This is a genomic window from Aquitalea sp. S1-19 (genome assembly GCF_024343515.1).
Genome location: NZ_RJTZ01000078.1, coordinates 1 through 16,583, shown reverse-complemented (window position 1 = coordinate 16,583; position 16,583 = coordinate 1). Strand labels below are relative to the sequence as shown.

14 protein-coding genes, 1 tRNA gene and 1 pseudogene are annotated in these 16,583 nt (G+C 56.5%); 3 read left to right on the top strand and 13 right to left on the bottom strand.

Annotation, left to right across the window (positions count from 1 at the left end; all coding sequences use genetic code 11):
- The 3 genes and pseudogenes from EGI20_RS12260 to pflB form a co-directional block, all read right to left on the bottom strand.
- Positions 1-151: pseudogene (locus tag EGI20_RS12260) on the bottom strand (propionate/acetate kinase); the annotation flags it as partial.
- Positions 152-213: 62 nt separating this feature from the next.
- On the bottom strand, positions 214-996 hold the full coding sequence (gene pflA / locus EGI20_RS12255; RefSeq protein ID WP_498631785.1) for a pyruvate formate-lyase-activating protein: 783 nt from the start codon (positions 994-996) through the stop codon (positions 214-216).
- Positions 997-1,073: 77 nt separating this feature from the next.
- A complete protein-coding gene (gene pflB, locus EGI20_RS12250; protein WP_124735136.1) occupies positions 1,074-3,329 on the bottom strand; it encodes a formate C-acetyltransferase in 2,256 nt (751 codons plus the stop codon).
- A gap of 334 nt (positions 3,330-3,663) precedes the next feature.
- Here pflB and EGI20_RS12245 point away from each other — a divergent pair, with 334 nt between their 5' ends.
- Positions 3,664-4,494: a formate/nitrite transporter family protein gene (locus EGI20_RS12245; protein ID WP_498631783.1), complete on the top strand. Its 831-nt coding sequence runs from the start codon at positions 3,664-3,666 to the stop codon at positions 4,492-4,494.
- A 212-nt stretch (positions 4,495-4,706) separates the two neighbouring features.
- On the opposite strand, the gene EGI20_RS12240 is transcribed toward EGI20_RS12245, so the two are convergent.
- The 8 genes from EGI20_RS12240 to gmk form a co-directional block, all read right to left on the bottom strand.
- Positions 4,707-4,783 (bottom strand) — tRNA-Ile (locus tag EGI20_RS12240).
- 44 nt (positions 4,784-4,827) lie between these two features.
- Positions 4,828-6,744: an RNA polymerase sigma factor RpoD gene (gene rpoD / locus EGI20_RS12235; protein ID WP_498631782.1), complete on the bottom strand. Its 1,917-nt coding sequence runs from the start codon at positions 6,742-6,744 to the stop codon at positions 4,828-4,830.
- Between the two features lie 55 nt (positions 6,745-6,799).
- On the bottom strand, positions 6,800-8,587 hold the full coding sequence (gene dnaG, locus EGI20_RS12230) for a DNA primase (protein WP_498631780.1): 1,788 nt from the start codon (positions 8,585-8,587) through the stop codon (positions 6,800-6,802).
- Between the two features lie 9 nt (positions 8,588-8,596).
- On the bottom strand, positions 8,597-9,043 hold the full coding sequence (locus EGI20_RS12225) for a GatB/YqeY domain-containing protein (RefSeq protein WP_498631778.1): 447 nt from the start codon (positions 9,041-9,043) through the stop codon (positions 8,597-8,599).
- A 116-nt stretch (positions 9,044-9,159) separates the two neighbouring features.
- Positions 9,160-9,372 (bottom strand): 30S ribosomal protein S21, encoded by a 213-nt coding sequence (gene rpsU / locus EGI20_RS12220; RefSeq protein ID WP_124735141.1) that lies wholly within the window; start codon positions 9,370-9,372, stop codon positions 9,160-9,162.
- A gap of 336 nt (positions 9,373-9,708) precedes the next feature.
- Complete coding sequence (locus tag EGI20_RS12215) at positions 9,709-11,865, bottom strand: RelA/SpoT family protein (protein ID WP_498631777.1); 2,157 nt, start codon at positions 11,863-11,865, stop codon at positions 9,709-9,711.
- Between the two features lie 22 nt (positions 11,866-11,887).
- Positions 11,888-12,094, bottom strand: coding sequence for a DNA-directed RNA polymerase subunit omega (rpoZ, locus tag EGI20_RS12210; protein WP_124735143.1), 207 nt, complete (start codon positions 12,092-12,094; stop codon positions 11,888-11,890).
- Positions 12,095-12,157: 63 nt separating this feature from the next.
- A complete protein-coding gene (gene gmk / locus EGI20_RS12205) occupies positions 12,158-12,784 on the bottom strand; it encodes a guanylate kinase (protein ID WP_498631774.1) in 627 nt (208 codons plus the stop codon).
- A gap of 157 nt (positions 12,785-12,941) precedes the next feature.
- On the opposite strand from gmk, the gene EGI20_RS12200 reads away from it, so the two are divergent.
- Together EGI20_RS12200 and EGI20_RS12195 are read left to right on the top strand one after the other, a co-directional pair.
- Entirely contained in the window at positions 12,942-14,240 is a 1,299-nt protein-coding gene (locus EGI20_RS12200; RefSeq protein ID WP_124735145.1) for an NCS2 family permease, read from the top strand.
- Between the two features lie 103 nt (positions 14,241-14,343).
- The gene (locus EGI20_RS12195) at positions 14,344-14,901 is read left to right on the top strand and encodes an adenine phosphoribosyltransferase (protein ID WP_124735146.1); all 558 of its coding nucleotides are present in this window, start codon (positions 14,344-14,346) and stop codon (positions 14,899-14,901) included.
- A 116-nt stretch (positions 14,902-15,017) separates the two neighbouring features.
- Here EGI20_RS12195 and arcC read toward each other — a convergent pair whose 3' ends face one another.
- Both arcC and EGI20_RS12185 read right to left on the bottom strand, forming a co-directional pair.
- On the bottom strand, positions 15,018-15,962 hold the full coding sequence (gene arcC, locus EGI20_RS12190) for a carbamate kinase (RefSeq protein WP_124735147.1): 945 nt from the start codon (positions 15,960-15,962) through the stop codon (positions 15,018-15,020).
- Positions 15,963-16,145: 183 nt separating this feature from the next.
- Positions 16,146-16,583: Rossmann-fold NAD(P)-binding domain-containing protein (locus EGI20_RS12185; protein ID WP_498631772.1), on the bottom strand; the 438-nt coding region annotated here is incomplete at its 5' end.

Below are 16,583 nucleotides of genomic sequence, written 5' to 3'. Positions count from 1 at the left end.
TGCCGTCAGCCTTGAATACGACGCGCGAATCGGCATCGCCCAGGCACTCGGCCAGACCGGACAGGGTTGGCTCTTCCGCACCGACAGGGAACAGACCGAACTTGAGCGACGAGCTGCCGCAGTTAATAACCAGAATCAGGGATTGGCTCATGAGAGTACTTTCAATAAATTAGTAAAATCGGTTTGTCAGGCAGCAAGCGTCAAGTGCTCGCTCTAGCTGACAAAGAAACCGCGTGCGGCAAATTGGCCACGCACACGGGCGACACACTCGGCCGAAGGCGGCAGGGTGTCGGCAAGTTCATACGCCATACCCAGCTCGGCCCACTTGCTCTGGCCCAGCTGATGAAATGGCAGCACCTCTACGCGCTCGACAACTTCACCCAGACTAGCGACAAAGTCGGCCAGCCGTTCGACATCATCGAAGCCGTCGGTCAGCCCCGGCACCAGCACATAACGGATCCACATCTTCTTGCCCATCTTCGCCATGCGCCGGGCAAAATCCAGCGTCGGCTGCAAAGGCTGGGCCGTGATCTTTTTGTACTGCTCAGGGTCGCTGTGCTTGATGTCCAGCATCACCAGATCCACCGCCTCAAACCAGGCATCCGGCAGGCTCTCGTGCAGATAGCCCTGGGTGTCCAGCGTGGTATGCAGACCGAAGCGTTCTTTAGCGCCCTTGAATACAGCACCGACAAAGTCGGGCTGCATCATCGGCTCGCCACCGGAAATGGTGACGCCACCGGCAAATTTGAGGAAGCCTGCGTAGGGTTTTAGCTCGGCCAGCGCATCCTCCACGCTCATCTCGCGACCGTGATGCAGCTTCCAGGTGTCCGGGTTATGGCAATACAGGCAGCGGAACTGGCAGCCCGAGGTAAAGAACACGAAGCGTACGCCCGGGCCATCGACGGCCGCACCGGTTTCCAGAGAATGGATAAAACCCTTCACTTCTGTGCGTTCGGCCACAAAGTTGACGGGTATTTCGGTAACAGGCGTAGTCATGAATGTCCTTGATATAAATGACAGCGGGCGGCTTGCGCCGCCCACCAGAAGCAGCTTCCCTGATGGGAAGCTCAGGCTTACATCTTGCCGTGGAAGGTGCGGTTGATCACGTCCAGCTGTTGCTCACGCGTCAGCTTGACGAAGTTCACCGCATAGCCCGACACGCGCACGGTCAGCTGTGGGTACTCTTCCGGATGTTCCATCGCATCGATCAGCGTGTCACGGTTGAACACGTTGACGTTGACGTGGAAGCCACCAGCGGCAACGTAGCCATCCAGGCAGTTAGCCAGGTTACGGATACGCTCTTCAGCGGTGTGCCCCAGCGCATCCGGCGTCGCCGACGATGTCCAGCTGATACCATCCAGTGCCGCGCTATAAGGAATCTTAGCAACCGAAGCACCGGAAGCAACAAAGCCCTTCACATCACGGCCGTTCATCGGGTTGGCACCCGGCGAGAACGGCTCGCCCGAACGGCGACCGCATGGCGTGTTACCGGTCTTCTTGCCGTACACCACATTGGAGGTGATGGTCAGTACCGACTGGGTCGGGGTCGCATTACGGTAGAAGTGAGGCTGGGCCTTAATCTTCTCCATAAAGGTTTCGGTCAGCCATACTGCGATGCTGTCGGCACGGTCATCATTGTTGCCGTAAGCCGGGTATTCGCCTTCGATCTTGTAATCGACAGCCAGGCCGTCTTCATTACGGATCACGTGAACCTTGGCGTGCTTGATCGCGGACAAGGAGTCAGCAGCCACCGACAAGCCAGCAATACCGCAAGCCATGGTGCGCAGGATATCGCGGTCGTGCAGCGCCATCTCGATACGCTCGTACGAGTACTTGTCATGCATGTAGTGGATGGTATTCAGCGCATCGACGTAAGTCTCGACCACCCAGTCCATCATTGGCAGGAACTTGGCCATCACTTCGTCGTAGTCGAGTACGTCGCTGGTGATAGGCTCGAAACCACGGGCCACGGTTGCACCGCTCTTCTCGTCCACACCGCCGTTGATCGCGTACAACAGGGTCTTGCCCAGGTTGGCACGGGCACCGAAGAACTGCATCTGCTTACCGATGGCCATCGCCGATACACAGCAGGCGATACCGTAGTCGTCGCCCCACTTCGGACGCATCAGATCGTCGTTTTCATACTGAATGGCCGAGGTGTCGATAGACACTTTGGCGGCGAAGTCCTTGAAGCCACGTGGCAACTGAGTCGACCACAATACGGTCAGGTTAGGCTCGGGTGCCGGGCCCAGGTTGTACAGGGTATTCAGGAAACGGAAGCTGTTCTTGGTCACCAGGGTACGGCCATCCAGACCCATACCGGCGATGGACTCGGTCACCCAGGTCGGATCACCCGAGAACAGTGCATCGTAGTCCGGAGTGCGCAGGAAGCGCACGATACGCAGCTTGATCACCAGATCGTCGATCATCTCCTGCGCCTGCTCTTCATTCAGTACGCCGGCCTTGATATCGCGCTCGATAAAGATATCGAGGAAGGTCGACACGCGGCCGAAGCTCATCGCGGCACCGTTCTGCTCTTTCACTGCGGCCAGATAGGCGAAGTAGGTCCACTGGATCGCTTCACGCGCCGTCGCGGCAGGACGGGCGATATCGTAGCCGTACTTGGCAGCCATGACTTTGAGTTCGTTCAGCGCGCGGTACTGCTCGGAGCACTCTTCACGCAGACGGATCACGTCGTCGGTCATCGGCGGCTTGATTGCCATCCAGTCCTTCTTGCGCTCGGCCATCAGGAAGTCGACGCCATACAAGGCAACACGGCGGTAGTCACCGATGATACGGCCACGGCCGTAAGCATCCGGCAGACCGGTAATCACGCCGGACTTGCGTGCAGCCAGAATAGCCGGCGTGTAGGCATCGAACACACCCTGGTTATGGCTCTTGCGGTACTTTTCCCAGATCTCTTTGACCATAGGATCGATCTTGAAGCCAAAGGCTTCCAGACCATTTTCAACCATGCGCAGGCCGCCGTTAGGCATGATGGCGCGCTTGAGTGGCGCATCAGTCTGCAGACCGACGATCAGTTCATTCTTTTCATCGATATAACCGGCATCGTGTGCGGTAATGCTGGCGCCACGATCAGCAGATACATCCAGCACGCCACGGGCGCGCTCTTCTTTCAGCAGTACGGACAGCGTGTCCCAGATGCCTTGGGTACGCGCGGTGGCGCCGGCCAGAAAGGCTGCATCGCCCTCGTAAGGGGTGATGTTGTTCTGGATAAAGTCGCGCACATCCACGCGTGCCTGCCAATCACCGGCAACGAACTCTCTCCATGGGTCAACAGCCAGCATTTCCTTGTTTGCAGCGTCCATCTTTTGCGTCTCCTAGTTCATCTTCGAACATGATATGTAACAAATTGAATACATATTAAGTCGAAAACGAAAGCGATTACTTGATCTACGTCAAAAACAAATTTCTCCACGCAACGAAAATAGCGGCTGGTAAAATTTATATTTTGACGTTACTCATTGATAGGAAAGGATTTTAATACAAAAGTAACGTCAAACACCAGTCTGACTCTGACTGAAAAAAGACAACAAGCATCAAGCCGCGAACGAATCAGGCTAAAAACAGTTTCGAAAACGCAAAACGGGTTTTCAAAACGTCATAAAACCCGAAACAACTAAACCACTCACCGATAACACCATGAGCCATACCTACTCTCTCGACTATGTCGCCCAGCAAGCCAGTGCCAAACGCACGGTTCTACGCACCGCTACTGCCCGCTATTTTCTTTCTGCTGCCTTTGCCGGTGCACTGATTGCCCTCGTCCTCGCCGTCAGCATGCGACTGGGCCAGTTGTTTCACAGCAATGGCTCGCCTTACTACGCCATCGCCTACTCCGCCTTCTTCGGCACGGCACTGGTTGCCATCATTGTCTCCAAGACCGAACTGTTTACCAGCAATGTGATGTACATGACCTTGGGCAAACTGACCGGTCGCGTCAGCAGCGGCGAAATGCTGGCGAGTTGGAGTACGGTCTACTTCGGCAACTTGGCCGGCATCTTGCTGTTTACTTTGGTATGGATGCAGACCGGCGGCCTGGGTGACTACCCTGCCGACCATGTGGCCAGCCAGATTGCAGCCGTCAAAACCGGCGCGCCGTTTATGAAGATTTTCTGGAAAGGGGTGTTGTGTAACTGGATCATCTGCCTGGCCGTCTGGCTGCCGATGAAACTGGAAAACGAGATGGCCAAAATCGCTTTGGTGTTCCTGCTGGTATTCGCCTTCTTCTTCTCCGGCTTCGAACACAGCATCGCCAATATGGCACTCTTTAGTCTGGTCGTCGCCCATGCACCCGAAGCACTGTCGTTCGCCGACATCATGCACAACATGCTGCCGGCAACACTGGGCAATATCGTTGGCGGCGGCATCGGCGTTGCCTTGCTGGCCTTTATGCTAGAGCGCCATACGCTAAGCACGCCTGCAGCGACCACGCAGAAACAGGCCGACAAACTGAACCCGGCTACCTCCTAAGCTTTAAACCATCACCTCCACGCGCTGGCGCGGAGGTGATGCGCCTTACACCTATTCCCCGCCTCTCCTGCAAGGCTTTCGCGCCAAGCGACCCGCACCAAGCCACAAGCAAGCACAGACCACACATCGCATGACCACACCTCAGCTAAGCGAAAAAGCAAAAGGGGTTTGCAGCCTAAGCTGCAAACCCCTGATTTTGCTATTCAAATTTCTGGTGGGCCCTATCGGACTTGAACCGATGACCAAAGGATTATGAGTCCTCTGCTCTAACCAACTGAGCTAAAGGCCCGATCGCAAGCGATTATACCAGAATTTCCGGTAAATGCAGCTTACTTACTGACCATTTGGCTCGTTATCGAGAAAGCTCTTCAGCCGCTCGGAACGGGTCGGATGGCGCAGCTTGCGCAATGCCTTGGCTTCAATCTGACGGATACGCTCGCGTGTCACATCAAACTGCTTGCCCACCTCTTCCAACGTATGGTCAGTATTCATGTCGATACCGAAACGCATACGCAGGACTTTGGCTTCGCGTGGCGTCAGCGACTCGAGAACCTCCTTGGTCGCCTCACGCAAACTGGAATACATCGCCGCATCCGAAGGGGTGATAGTCACCGCATCCTCAATGAAGTCGCCCAGATGAGAATCGTCATCGTCACCGATAGGCGTTTCCATCGAGATCGGCTCCTTGGAGATCTTCATGATCTTGCGGATCTTCTCTTCCGGCATTTCCATGCGCTCGGCCAGTTCGGCCGGATCCGGCTCGTGCCCGGTTTCCTGCAAGATCTGGCGGCTGATACGATTCATCTTGTTGATGGTTTCGATCATATGCACAGGAATGCGGATCGTACGCGCCTGGTCGGCAATCGAACGGGTAATCGCCTGACGAATCCACCAAGTTGCATAGGTCGAGAACTTGTAACCGCGACGGTATTCAAACTTGTCCACCGCCTTCATCAGGCCGATATTGCCTTCCTGAATCAGGTCGAGGAATTGCAGACCGCGGTTGGTATACTTTTTGGCGATCGAAATCACCAGACGCAAGTTGGCTTCGATCATCTCGCGCTTAGCCAGACGCGCCTTCTTCTCCCCCGCTGCCATCTGGCGGTTGATTTCCTTCAGCGCCGGAATGGTCAGCACGGCGCGCAACTGGACATCGGCCAGACGGGTCTGACGCTCGATAATCGCGTGCTTGAAGCGCTCCAAAGTTTCGGACCAGGCCTTGCCGGATTCGATTTCCTTCACCACCCAGTCAACATTGATTTCGTTACCAGGGAAGCTCTTGATGAAGTGGCTACGGTCCATACGCACACGCTGCACGCAGATATCCTGAATTTCACGTTCATGCGAACGCACTTCAGCGACCAGCGAGCGCAGGGAGTCACACAGGCTTTCAATCTGGCGCGTAGCAAAACGCACCTGCATAAAGGCATCGGTGATCTGCTGCTGACAAGCCTGGGCGGCCTTGGCATCGGATTTCTGCAGCGCGGCGGTCAAGCCGGCATATTGCACGCGCACATCGGCAAAGAATTCGATCGCCTGCAATTTGAGCGCAAGCAGGTTAGCGGCATTGATGCTTTCAGCGTCGGCCTCTTCGTCTTCCTCTTCCGGCTCGTCATCATCCGGCATTTCGTCGTCTTCCGGCTCGGAAAATTCGGTCTCTGCCTCAACGCTGGCATTCGGATCGATAAAGCCATCAACAACTTCGTCGATGCGCATCTCTTCACACTCGACCTTGTCCATCAGCGCCAGCACTTCGGCAATCGTGCCGGGGCATGCCGAGATGGACTGGATCATGTACTTGAGGCCGTCTTCGATCCGCTTGGCGATTTCGATTTCGCCCTCGCGGGTCAGCAACTCAACCGTACCCATTTCACGCATATACATGCGTACAGGGTCGGTGGTGCGACCGAACTCGGCATCAACCGACGACAAGGCGGCCTCAGCTTCTTCAACCGCATCCTCGTCGGTGACCGCTGCCGGTGCATCGGTCATCAGCAGGGTATCAGCATCCGGCGCCTCTTCGGTCACCCGGATACCCAGACCACCGATCATGACGATGATATTTTCGATCTGCTCGGCGTCGGACACGTCTTCCGGCAGATGGTCATTGATTTCAGCGAATGTGAGGTAGCCACGCTCCTTGCCCAGCGCAATCAGCTGGCGCAAGCGCTTGCGCTGCTCTTCCAGGCTCAACTGAGGATTGTCCTGGTTGTCCTGCACATCTTTATCGATTTTGGGGGAAGCCGCCATTTCGTTTCCTGCTTGAAAAAAAGCCGAAAAAAACAATTGAGTATATCACAGCCCGTTATTTCAACGGATTGTGTACCGCCCGCGCCGCCATGCGGCGCATCAGTTCCTGCAACAAACGTTTATCTTCATCACTCAGATGCTCAAGCCCGCGCACCGACAATTGCCGGTATAGCGCGTCATCACATGCATCCATCATTCTGGAGAAGCCGCTCTTGAACATATCCAGATCAAACTCGTCCGGATTGGCAAGTTCTGCCGGGTCCCGCAACGATGCCTGCAACACAGAGTCAATCTGCGATTCAAACGATGTACCACGAAAATTCTCGGCCAATTGCGCACTAGTCGGTGTGCTGACACAAGCCTGCGCCCGCTCGATCAAGGCCGCCAGACAGGCTATATCACCCGACAAGGGCAGACTATCACGCACCTCGACTTCATTGGCCCAAGCCGGATTCATCACCAGCCACTTGATCAGACGCCGAACGGTGGACATCACATCCGGCTGCGCCGATTGGCGCGGCAAACGGTATTCGCGCCGGCCACGCGCTGGTGCCTTGCGCTGGCCGGTCATCATATCGAATTCGTCGACCTCCACACCCACCAGTTCGGCCAGACGCTTGCGGATAATGAAACCCAAGGCCGGCGCCGTAATCTGCGTCAGCAAAGGCATGGCTTGCTTGACCAGATCGGCCCGCCCCTCCGGGGTGGACATATCAACCCGCCGCGTCAGCTCGCGCGTCAGATAACCTGACAAGGGCACACTGGCTTCGCTAAGCTGGCGCTCGAACGCCTCGGTGCCGTACTCGCGGATATACGAGTCCGGATCATGCGCCTCCGGCAAAAACAGAAAACTCAAAGACTTGCCGTCGACCAGGAACGGCAAACTGTTTTCCAACGCCCGCCAAGCCGCCTTCTGTCCGGCTTTGTCGCCATCAAAGCAGAACACGACCTGATCGGCGTGTTTGAGCAACTTGCGCACATGCTCGCCAGTCGTTGCCGTGCCCAGTGTCGCGACCGCATAAGCCACGCCATACTGCGCCAGCGCCACTACATCCATATAGCCTTCGACCACCAGCACGCGGTTGTGCTCGCGTATCGCCTGGCGCGCCTCATACAGACCGTAAAGCTCGCGCCCCTTCTCGAACAGCGGCGTCTCCGGCGAGTTCAGGTATTTGGGCTCGCCCTGACCCAGCACCCGCCCACCGAAACCGATGATGACGCCACGCTGGTTACGGATGGGAAACATCACCCGACCGCGGAAGCGGTCGTAACGCTTACCTTCATCACCTGCGATCACCAGCCCCGCTTCGACCAGATATTCATCCTGGTAATCAGGCACAATCGCGGCCAGATTTTGCCAGGCATCGGGCGCATAGCCCAAGGCAAAGCGCGCGGCAATTTCGCCGGACAAACCTCGCCCCTTAAGGTAACTGACGGCAGCAGGCGAAGATTTCAACTGCTGCTTGAAATAAACCGCAGCAGCGGCAAGGATTTCTTCAAGCGACAAACGACGCGCACGCGCTGCTTGCTCTGCCTGCGGATCTGCATGCCGCACGTCCGGCACCGGCATGGACACACTATCGGCCAGCACGCGCACCGCATCGACAAAACCCAGCCCCTGATACTCCATGACAAAGCCGATGGCCGAGCCATGCATGCCACACCCAAAGCAATGATAGAACTGCTTGGACGGGCTAACCGTAAAAGAGGGAGATTTTTCCTTATGGAACGGACAGCACGCCAGGTAATTCTGCCCCGCTTTTTTCAGCGGGACATAACGATCCACCACGTCAACAATGTCGACGCGGGTCAGCAGCTGATCGATAAAATCCTGCGGGATCATCCGCGCACCTTAAGCAGCAAGGCGGGCCTTGATCAGAGCCGACACGGCGGCCATATCGGCACGGCCAGCCAGTTGCGGACGCAATAGCGCCATAACCTTGCCCATATCCTGCATGCCGGCAGCACCGCTGCTCTCAACTGCAGCTTCAATCAGTGCATTGATTTCAGCAACGCTCAACTGCTGTGGCAGATAATCGGCCAGCACGACCATCTCGGCCTTTTCCTGCTCCGCCAGGTCCTGACGGCCACCCGCCTCGTATTGCGTTACCGAGTCGCGGCGCTGCTTGAGCATCTTGTCGACCACCGCCACGATGGCTGCGTCGTCCAACTCGATACGCTCATCGACTTCCTTCTGCTTGATCGCAGCCATCAACAAGCGAATGGCGGACAAACGCACGGCATCTCTGGCCTTCATGGCCGTCTTCATGTCGTCAGTGATACGTGATTTCAGGCTCATATCGTGCTTTCAGAAGAGACAGCGGCCGACATGAAGCCGGCCGCAGAAATGCGGAACTACAAAAGGCAAAACCGCAGACAAAGCCTGCGGTCCTGTAAATCAACCGTACGTAAAGCTTAGAACATCTTTGGTGGCAGCTGTTGGCTACGGATGCGCTTGTAGTGGCGCTTCACAGCAGCAGCAGCTTTACGCTTGCGCTCGGTGGTTGGCTTTTCGTAGAACTCGCGCGCACGCAGTTCGGTCAGCAGACCGGTTTTTTCTACGGAGCGCTTGAAACGGCGCATTGCTACTTCAAACGGTTCATTCTCTTTTACGCGAACAGTCGGCATCGACAGGGATCCTTAAAATCTTGGGTAAGCTAAATGCTTGATAAAACCGGTATTTTAGCAACGGAATCCTTTTTGATAAAGTCCTGGATTCCGAAGTTCGTCATTTGAGTGCACCATGCACGACAAACGACTGAAAAAATCACCCCCTCACTAGGAGAAATGGTGTTGCAATTGGTCGAAACAAAACGCGGCCAGCGTAGATGCCGGGTCGGCCTCGGCCATCGGCAGCACGTACTCGAAAGTGCGGGCTTCACGCAGGGCTGAAACTTATACCGGACTCGCAGCAAAAAGTCGAGGCCTATCCGTGCCTGGTGTTATTACGGTACAGCAGGCGCGTCACCCGCGCTTAGCACTAATCACGCTGCCTAACTGCCCCACGGCAGCAAGAACCCGGTCAAGATGAACCAGATCACCCACCTGCAGGCGGAAATGGATATGGATATACCCCTCACCCGCCGAGCCATCCTGCGTGTCTACGCTTTCGATATTGGCAGCAGCGCCGGAGATTGCCGATGCGATATCGGCTAGAGTGCCGCGTTCATTGCGCGCCAGCACGCTGACCGTCACCGCAAACATGCGATCCCGCTGCGTATCCCAGGTTACTTCCAGTAATTTATCCTGATCGAAACGCCGGATATTGGCACACAGGCTGCGATGGATAATCAGCCCCTGCCCCTTGGCAATCGCACCGACAATTTCATCACCCGGAATAGGGCTGCAACACGTAGCCAGCTGTATCGTGCCACTCTCATTGCCACGAATGGCAATGGCCGACACACGCACCAACTCGCCGGACTTGCGCCCGGCAAGCTCAACCAGACGCCTCGCTACGGCGATAGGCAGCAACTTACCCACCCCGACCTCCGCCAGCACCTCGCGGAACGAGCCCAGATTATCGCCATACAGCGCCATATACTCGCCCTGCAGCGCATCAACGTCAGCCAGCGGCGTCATCACCAGAGCTCCCAGTGCCTGCTTAAGCAGGCGCTCACCCAGCAGCGATGCTTCGGTGGTCTGCAAGCTCTTTAAATAACTGCGTATGCACGAGCGGGCTCGGCCGCTGGCGACAAAATTCAGCCACGAAGGATTTGGCTTGGCCTGGGTCGAGGTGATCACCTCGACGCTATCTCCGTTTCTCAATACCGTACGCAACGGCACCAGTGCGTGGTTGACACGTGCCGCGATACAGCGATGCCCCACATCGGTATGTACTGCATAGGCAAAATCGACCGGAGTCGAGCCCTGCGACAGCACCAAAATCTTGCCCTTGGGGGTGAATACGTACACCTCGTCCGGAAACAGATCGATCTTGATATGCTCGAAAAACTCGATCGCATCGTCACTCTCGGCCTGGATATCAAGGATGCTCTGCAGCCATTGGTGCGTACGCTGGTGCGCCGTATCCAGACTGCCGTCACCACTCTTATACATCCAGTGCGAAGCGATGCCCGCCTCGGCGACCGCATTCATCTCGCGGGTACGGATCTGCATCTCAACCGGCGTACCATAAGGGCCGAACAAGGTGGTATGCAGACTTTGATAGCCATTACCCTTGGGAATCGCGATATAGTCCTTGAACTTGCCCGGCAAAGGCTTGTACAGACTATGCAGCGCACCCAAACTCAGATAACAGCTGGGAATATCATTGACTACCACACGGAAACCGTAGATATCCAGCACCTCGGAAAACGACAGGTTTTTCTCCTGCATTTTCTTGTAGATGCTGTAAAGATTCTTTTCCCGCCCCTTGATTACCGCTTCGATCTTGTTCTCAACCAGGCGCTGGCTGACCGCTTCCAGAATCTTGTTGACGATCTCGCGCCGGTTACCGCGCGCCGCGCGTACTGCCTTGGCCAGCACGGTATAGCGCGTAGGGTAAAGATGCTTGAACGCAAGGTCCTGCAACTCGCGATAGACCTTATTCAGACCGATGCGGTTGGCAATCGGCGCATAAATTTCCAGCGTTTCCAAAGCGATGCGCTTGCGCTTGTCCTCACGCATCGAATCCAGCGTACGCATATTGTGCAAGCGATCGGCCAGCTTGACGATAATCACGCGCACGTCGCGCGCCATCGCCAGCACCATCTTGCGGAAGTTTTCCGCTTGCGCATCTTCCTTGGTCTGGTACTCCAGTCGCTCCAGCTTGGACAGCCCATCCACCAGATCGGCAATGGTCTTGCCAAAATGCTCGGTCAACGTGGGCTTGGATACACCGGTGTCTTCCAGCACATCATGCAATAAGGCAGCGGCCACCCCTTGCGCATCCATGCGCCAGTCGACCAGCATCTGGGCCACTGCCAGCGGATGGGTGATATAAGGCTCGCCGCTTTTGCGCGTCTGACCCTCGTGCGCCTCGCGGCTGACATCGAATGCCTGACGCAATAGCTGCACATCTTCCGGCTTCAGATAGGCGGCGGCCGACTCAAGCAAAGCCGAAGCTGCCGTATCTATCATGGCCTGATAATCAATGGGGGGTGCGCTATCCAGCTGCATACCTGGGAGATATCCGGGGCAATCAGCCCTTATTACGGGTCAGAATTTCGCGGCCGACATGACCGGCAGCAATTTCGCGCAAAGCCACCACGGTCGGTTTGTTGCGACCGGGTTCAACAAAAGTCGTTCCGCCCGAAGCGACCTGGCGGGCACGATACGCGGCAGCCAAAGTCAGATCGAAACGGTTCTGGATACGGTCGAGGCAGTCATCAACGGTAATACGGGCCATGGGGTTTACCTCTTTCAGGAATGGTGGAAACTATATGTGATTTTGCCGGATTGACCAATTTTTTCAGCCGGCAGGTTGCATCTGCGCCAACACCCGCGCCAGACGCAGGCACTGGCGCGGCGCACGCAACTGCACCGCACGAACAACGGCGAGCAAATCCGTGCGTGCTTGCTCGAACTCATCATTAACTACAATGTAATCATACTCGCCGACCAGAGCGATCTCGGCACGCGCCTCGGCCAGGCGGCGCTCGACCACCTCGGCGCTGTCAGTACCGCGGCCGCGCAAACGGCTCTCCAGCACTTGCAGGCTAGGCGGCAAAATAAAGATACCGACCGCATCGGGGAATATCTCGCGCACCTGACGCGCACCCTGCCAGTCGATTTCCAGCAGAATGTCGTGACCGGCGGCCGTGCGCTCGCGGATCCAGCGCACGCTGGTACCGTAGTAATTGCCGTACACCTCGGCGTACTCGAGAAAATCACCGGCAGCAATCATCGCTTCGAATGCGTCACGCGACACAAAATGATAATGCTGACCGTCGATCTCGCCGGCGCGCGGCGCCCGCGTAGTAAAAGAGACCGAGAGTTCGACATCGGGTGCAGCCTTGAGCAATGCCGCCACCAGTGAAGTCTTGCCGGCACCGGACGGCGCTACCACGATAAAGATGCTACCGGTCGACATGCTCATGGGCTGGCTCTCTGTAAACTTGGACTAATATTTCAGGTTACCACAAGAGAGGGGCATCTTTAAAGAGAAGCACTTGGAACTCCCGCACTCTCCTAATGATAAATCGTATAAAATAGCCAACTCATAAAAAACTGAAATGCCGCCGAGGGTGCACGACATGCAAGTTCTAGAGAGCCTGTTCAAACTTAAAGAACATGGAACCACGGTCAAAACGGAAGTCATCGCCGGGATTACCACCTTCCTGACCATGGCCTACATCGTTCTGGTCAACCCCGCCATCCTGTCGGCAACCGGCATGGATATCAATGCCGTCTTTGTCGCCACGTGTCTGGCCGCTGCGCTGGGCACCAGTATCATGGCGCTGGTTGCAAACTACCCGATTGCACTGGCACCAGGCATGGGGCTGAATGCCTACTTTACCTTCACCGTGGTGCAAGGCATGGGCGTTTCATGGGAAACCGCGCTAGGCGCCGTGTTCCTGTCCGGTCTGGTCTTTCTCGCCGTCAGCCTGTTCAAGGTGCGCGAGGCGATGGTCAATGCCATTCCGCAATCGCTCAAATTCGGCATTTCTGCCGGCGTCGGCATGTTTCTGGCAATTATCGGCCTGAAAAACGCAGGCGTGATTGCCTCTCACCCTGCGACGCTGATCACGTTGGGAGATATCCACAACCCGACCACTCTCTTGGCTATTCTCGGCTTTTTCATGATCGTGGCCCTCGAATACCGCAAGGTACCCGGCGCCATCATCCTGAGCATTATTCTGATCACCACACTCTCTATTACGCTGGGACTGTCGACCTTCGAAGGCATTTTTGCGCCGGTGCCAAGCCTGGCGCCCACCTGGATGGCCATGGACATTCAGGGCGCGCTCAATGCAGGTTTGCTGGGCGTGATCTTCGTCTTTTTCTTTGTCGACCTGTTTGACACCACCGGCACCCTGGTTGGCGTTTCGCACCGTGCCGGCCTGCTGGACAAGGACGGCAAACTGCCTCGCCTCAAGCGCGCCCTATTGGCTGACTCGATCGCCATCACCGCCGGCGCGGCTATGGGCACCTCTTCCACCACTGCCTATGTCGAATCGGCTGCAGGTACCGCGGTGGGTGGCCGCACCGGCCTGACTTCGCTCACCGTTGCCTTGCTGTTTCTGGCTTGCCTGTGGCTGTCGCCGCTGGCCAAGACCGTGCCGGCGTATGCAACCGCACCCGCACTTTGCTATGTAGCGGTACTGATGACGCGCGGTCTGGCCGAGATCAAGTGGGAAGACCTGACTGAGGCGGCCCCCGCCGTCATGACTGCACTGGCCATGCCTTTCACCTTCTCCATCGCAGACGGCATTGCCTTTGGCTTTATCAGCTTTACCGCCATCAAGCTGCTAGCTGGCCGCGCCAAGGACCTGAGCCCGGCGGTATTGGTCATTACCGCCATGTGGATTTTCAAACTGGCCTTTTTCCACTAAGCTGCCAGCTATCTTCCATCAACAAGGGGCGCCTCGAGCGCCCCTTGTGCATACCCGTCCACAAACTTGTACAATGGCGGGTAACCCTTGTACGGACCGCATCATGGACAACCTCAGCAATATCGACTACGCGAGCTACCTCAAGGGCTGGATTCGCGCCGTTCCCAACTGGCCGCACGATGGCGTGATGTTCCGCGACATCACCCCGCTGCTGCAAAACCCCAAGACCTTCCGCATGCTGATCGACATCTTCGTCCATCGCTATATGGATCAGAAAATAGATCTGGTTGCAGGTCTGGATGCGCGCGGCTTTATTATCGGCTCGGTACTGGCTTACGAGCTCAATGTCGGCTTCATTCCGATCCGCAAAAAAGGTAAGCTGCCTTTCACCACGGTAGCGGAAGAGTACGAACTGGAATATGGCAACGCCACCGTAGAAATGCACACCGATGCCTGCAAGCCTGGCGATCGCGTCCTGCTGATCGACGATCTGGTCGCCACCGGCGGCACTATGATGGCTGGCTACCATCTGCTGCAAAAGCTGGGAGCAGAAGTAGTCGAGGCGGCAGCGATTATCGAACTGCCCGAACTTGGCGGCGCCAAACTGGTGCGCGACGACGGCCTGTCGCTGTTTACCGTGTGCTCATTTGGCGGGATTTAAAGCTCTTTCCCGCAGCGAAAACCGCAGCCTCGTGCTGCGGTTTTTTCTGTCGGCTGCATACGACAAAAAGGCTGCCCTGAGGCAGCCTTTTTGTTTGGTGAACCCAGCCTAACGGCTTAGTACCACTCGATACCTTCTTTTTCGGTCGAGATCACGGTACCGGCTTCGCCTTTAACGATCTTCTCGATATCCTGCAGCGCGCCGATGACGGCTTTCTTGCCGGTCAGACGGGCGAATTCGCAAGCCGCTTCCACTTTCGGGCCCATGGAGCCGGCAGCAAAGCCCAGCTTTTCCATTTCGTCCGGATGTGCGTGCTTGATGGCTTTCGCTTCTGGCGTGCCCCAGCCTACGAATACGGTGGACACGTCGGTCGCGATCACGAAGTAGTCAGCATCCACTTCGCGCGCCAGCAGGGCGGAGGTCAGATCCTTGTCGATCACGGCTTCCACGCCGACCAGCTTGTCGCCCTGGTACATGGTCGGAATACCACCGCCGCCGGCAGCGATCACGACGGCGCCTTTTTCGATCATCCACTTGATAGGACGCATTTCGAAAATACGCTTAGGCTTAGGGGACGGTACGACGCGGCGGAAGTATTCGCCGTCAGCCTTTACGGTCCAGCCCTTTTCTGCAGCCAGTTTTTCAGCTTCTTCCTTGCTGTAAACCGGGCCGACAAATTTGGTCGGGTTGGCAAAAGCAGGGTCGTTAGCATCAACTTCGGTCTGGGTCAGGATGGTAGCGAACGGCACTTCAACTGGCAGTTCGTTACCCATTTCCTGCTCGATCATGTAACCGATCATGCCTTCGGTCTGCGCACCCAGTACATCCAGCGGATACGGGGTCACCGAAGCATCAACGTGACGGGCGTAAGCATCGTTCTGCAGACCCAGCAGACCCACTTGCGGGCCGTTACCGTGGCACATCACCAGGTTGTGGCCCAGACGGGTCACGGCAGCCAGCTGTTGTGCCGCTACTTTTACGTTGGCACGCTGGTTGTCGGCGGTCATGGCTTCGCCACGCTTTTGCAGGGCGTTACCGCCCAGAGCTACTACTACGCGCATTTTCTATCCTTTAGCCACACAGCCCGACGGGCTATGCAGTGAAATCATCAGCAAGAGCGGCATTAACCGCTTCACAAGGAACAATGGCCGACCACACCTGCAAGGTGCTGCCGGCCATTTCACGGCGCGACCATGTCGCGCCGGCTCAAGTATCCGGCTTGTGCCGGATATCAGGCTTCAAGCTTACTGGTTGCCCAGGGTCGAAACCATGATGGCCTTGATGGTGTGCATGCGGTTTTCCGCCTGCTCGAAGGCGACGTTAGCGTGGCTTTCGAACACGTCTTCGGTCACTTCGATACCGTTGGCGAATTGCGGATACACAGCAGCCACTTCAGCACCTACAACGGTTTCGCTGTTGTGGAAAGCTGGCAGGCAATGCAGGAACTTAACAGCCGGGTTCTTGGCAGCAGCCATCAGTTCGGCGTTCACCTGGAATGGGGACAGCAGGGCAATACGCTCGGCCCAAACTTCTTTTGGCTCGCCCATGGAAACCCAAACGTCGGTGTGGATGAAGTCAACGCCTTCAACCGCAGCCTTAGGATCATCGGTCAGCACCAGACGCGCGCCGGTTTGAGCGGCAATTTTCTTGCACTCTTCAACCAGGGACTCTTCTGGCCACAG

Excerpts from the sequence above, each read along its gene's own strand:
- rpoZ (WP_124735143.1), bottom strand. The coding sequence starts at position 12,094 with ATGGCCCGTATTACCGTTGATGACTGCCTCGACCGTATCCAGAACCGT.
- EGI20_RS12195 (WP_124735146.1), top strand. The coding sequence starts at position 14,344 with ATGGACAACCTCAGCAATATCGACTACGCGAGCTACCTCAAGGGCTGG.
- pflB (WP_124735136.1), bottom strand. The coding sequence starts at position 3,329 with ATGGACGCTGCAAACAAGGAAATGCTGGCTGTTGACCCATGGAGAGAG.
- EGI20_RS12215 (WP_498631777.1), bottom strand. The coding sequence starts at position 11,865 with ATGCAGCTGGATAGCGCACCCCCCATTGATTATCAGGCCATGATAGAT.
- arcC (WP_124735147.1), bottom strand. The coding sequence starts at position 15,962 with ATGCGCGTAGTAGTAGCTCTGGGCGGTAACGCCCTGCAAAAGCGTGGC.
- rpoD (WP_498631782.1), bottom strand. The coding sequence starts at position 6,744 with ATGGCGGCTTCCCCCAAAATCGATAAAGATGTGCAGGACAACCAGGAC.
- gmk (WP_498631774.1), bottom strand. The coding sequence starts at position 12,784 with ATGAGCATGTCGACCGGTAGCATCTTTATCGTGGTAGCGCCGTCCGGT.
- rpsU (WP_124735141.1), bottom strand. The coding sequence starts at position 9,372 with ATGCCGACTGTTCGCGTAAAAGAGAATGAACCGTTTGAAGTAGCAATG.
- EGI20_RS12225 (WP_498631778.1), bottom strand. The coding sequence starts at position 9,043 with ATGAGCCTGAAATCACGTATCACTGACGACATGAAGACGGCCATGAAG.
- EGI20_RS12200 (WP_124735145.1), top strand. The coding sequence starts at position 12,942 with ATGCAAGTTCTAGAGAGCCTGTTCAAACTTAAAGAACATGGAACCACG.
- EGI20_RS12245 (WP_498631783.1), top strand. The coding sequence starts at position 3,664 with ATGAGCCATACCTACTCTCTCGACTATGTCGCCCAGCAAGCCAGTGCC.
- dnaG (WP_498631780.1), bottom strand. The coding sequence starts at position 8,587 with ATGATCCCGCAGGATTTTATCGATCAGCTGCTGACCCGCGTCGACATT.
- pflA (WP_498631785.1), bottom strand. The coding sequence starts at position 996 with ATGACTACGCCTGTTACCGAAATACCCGTCAACTTTGTGGCCGAACGC.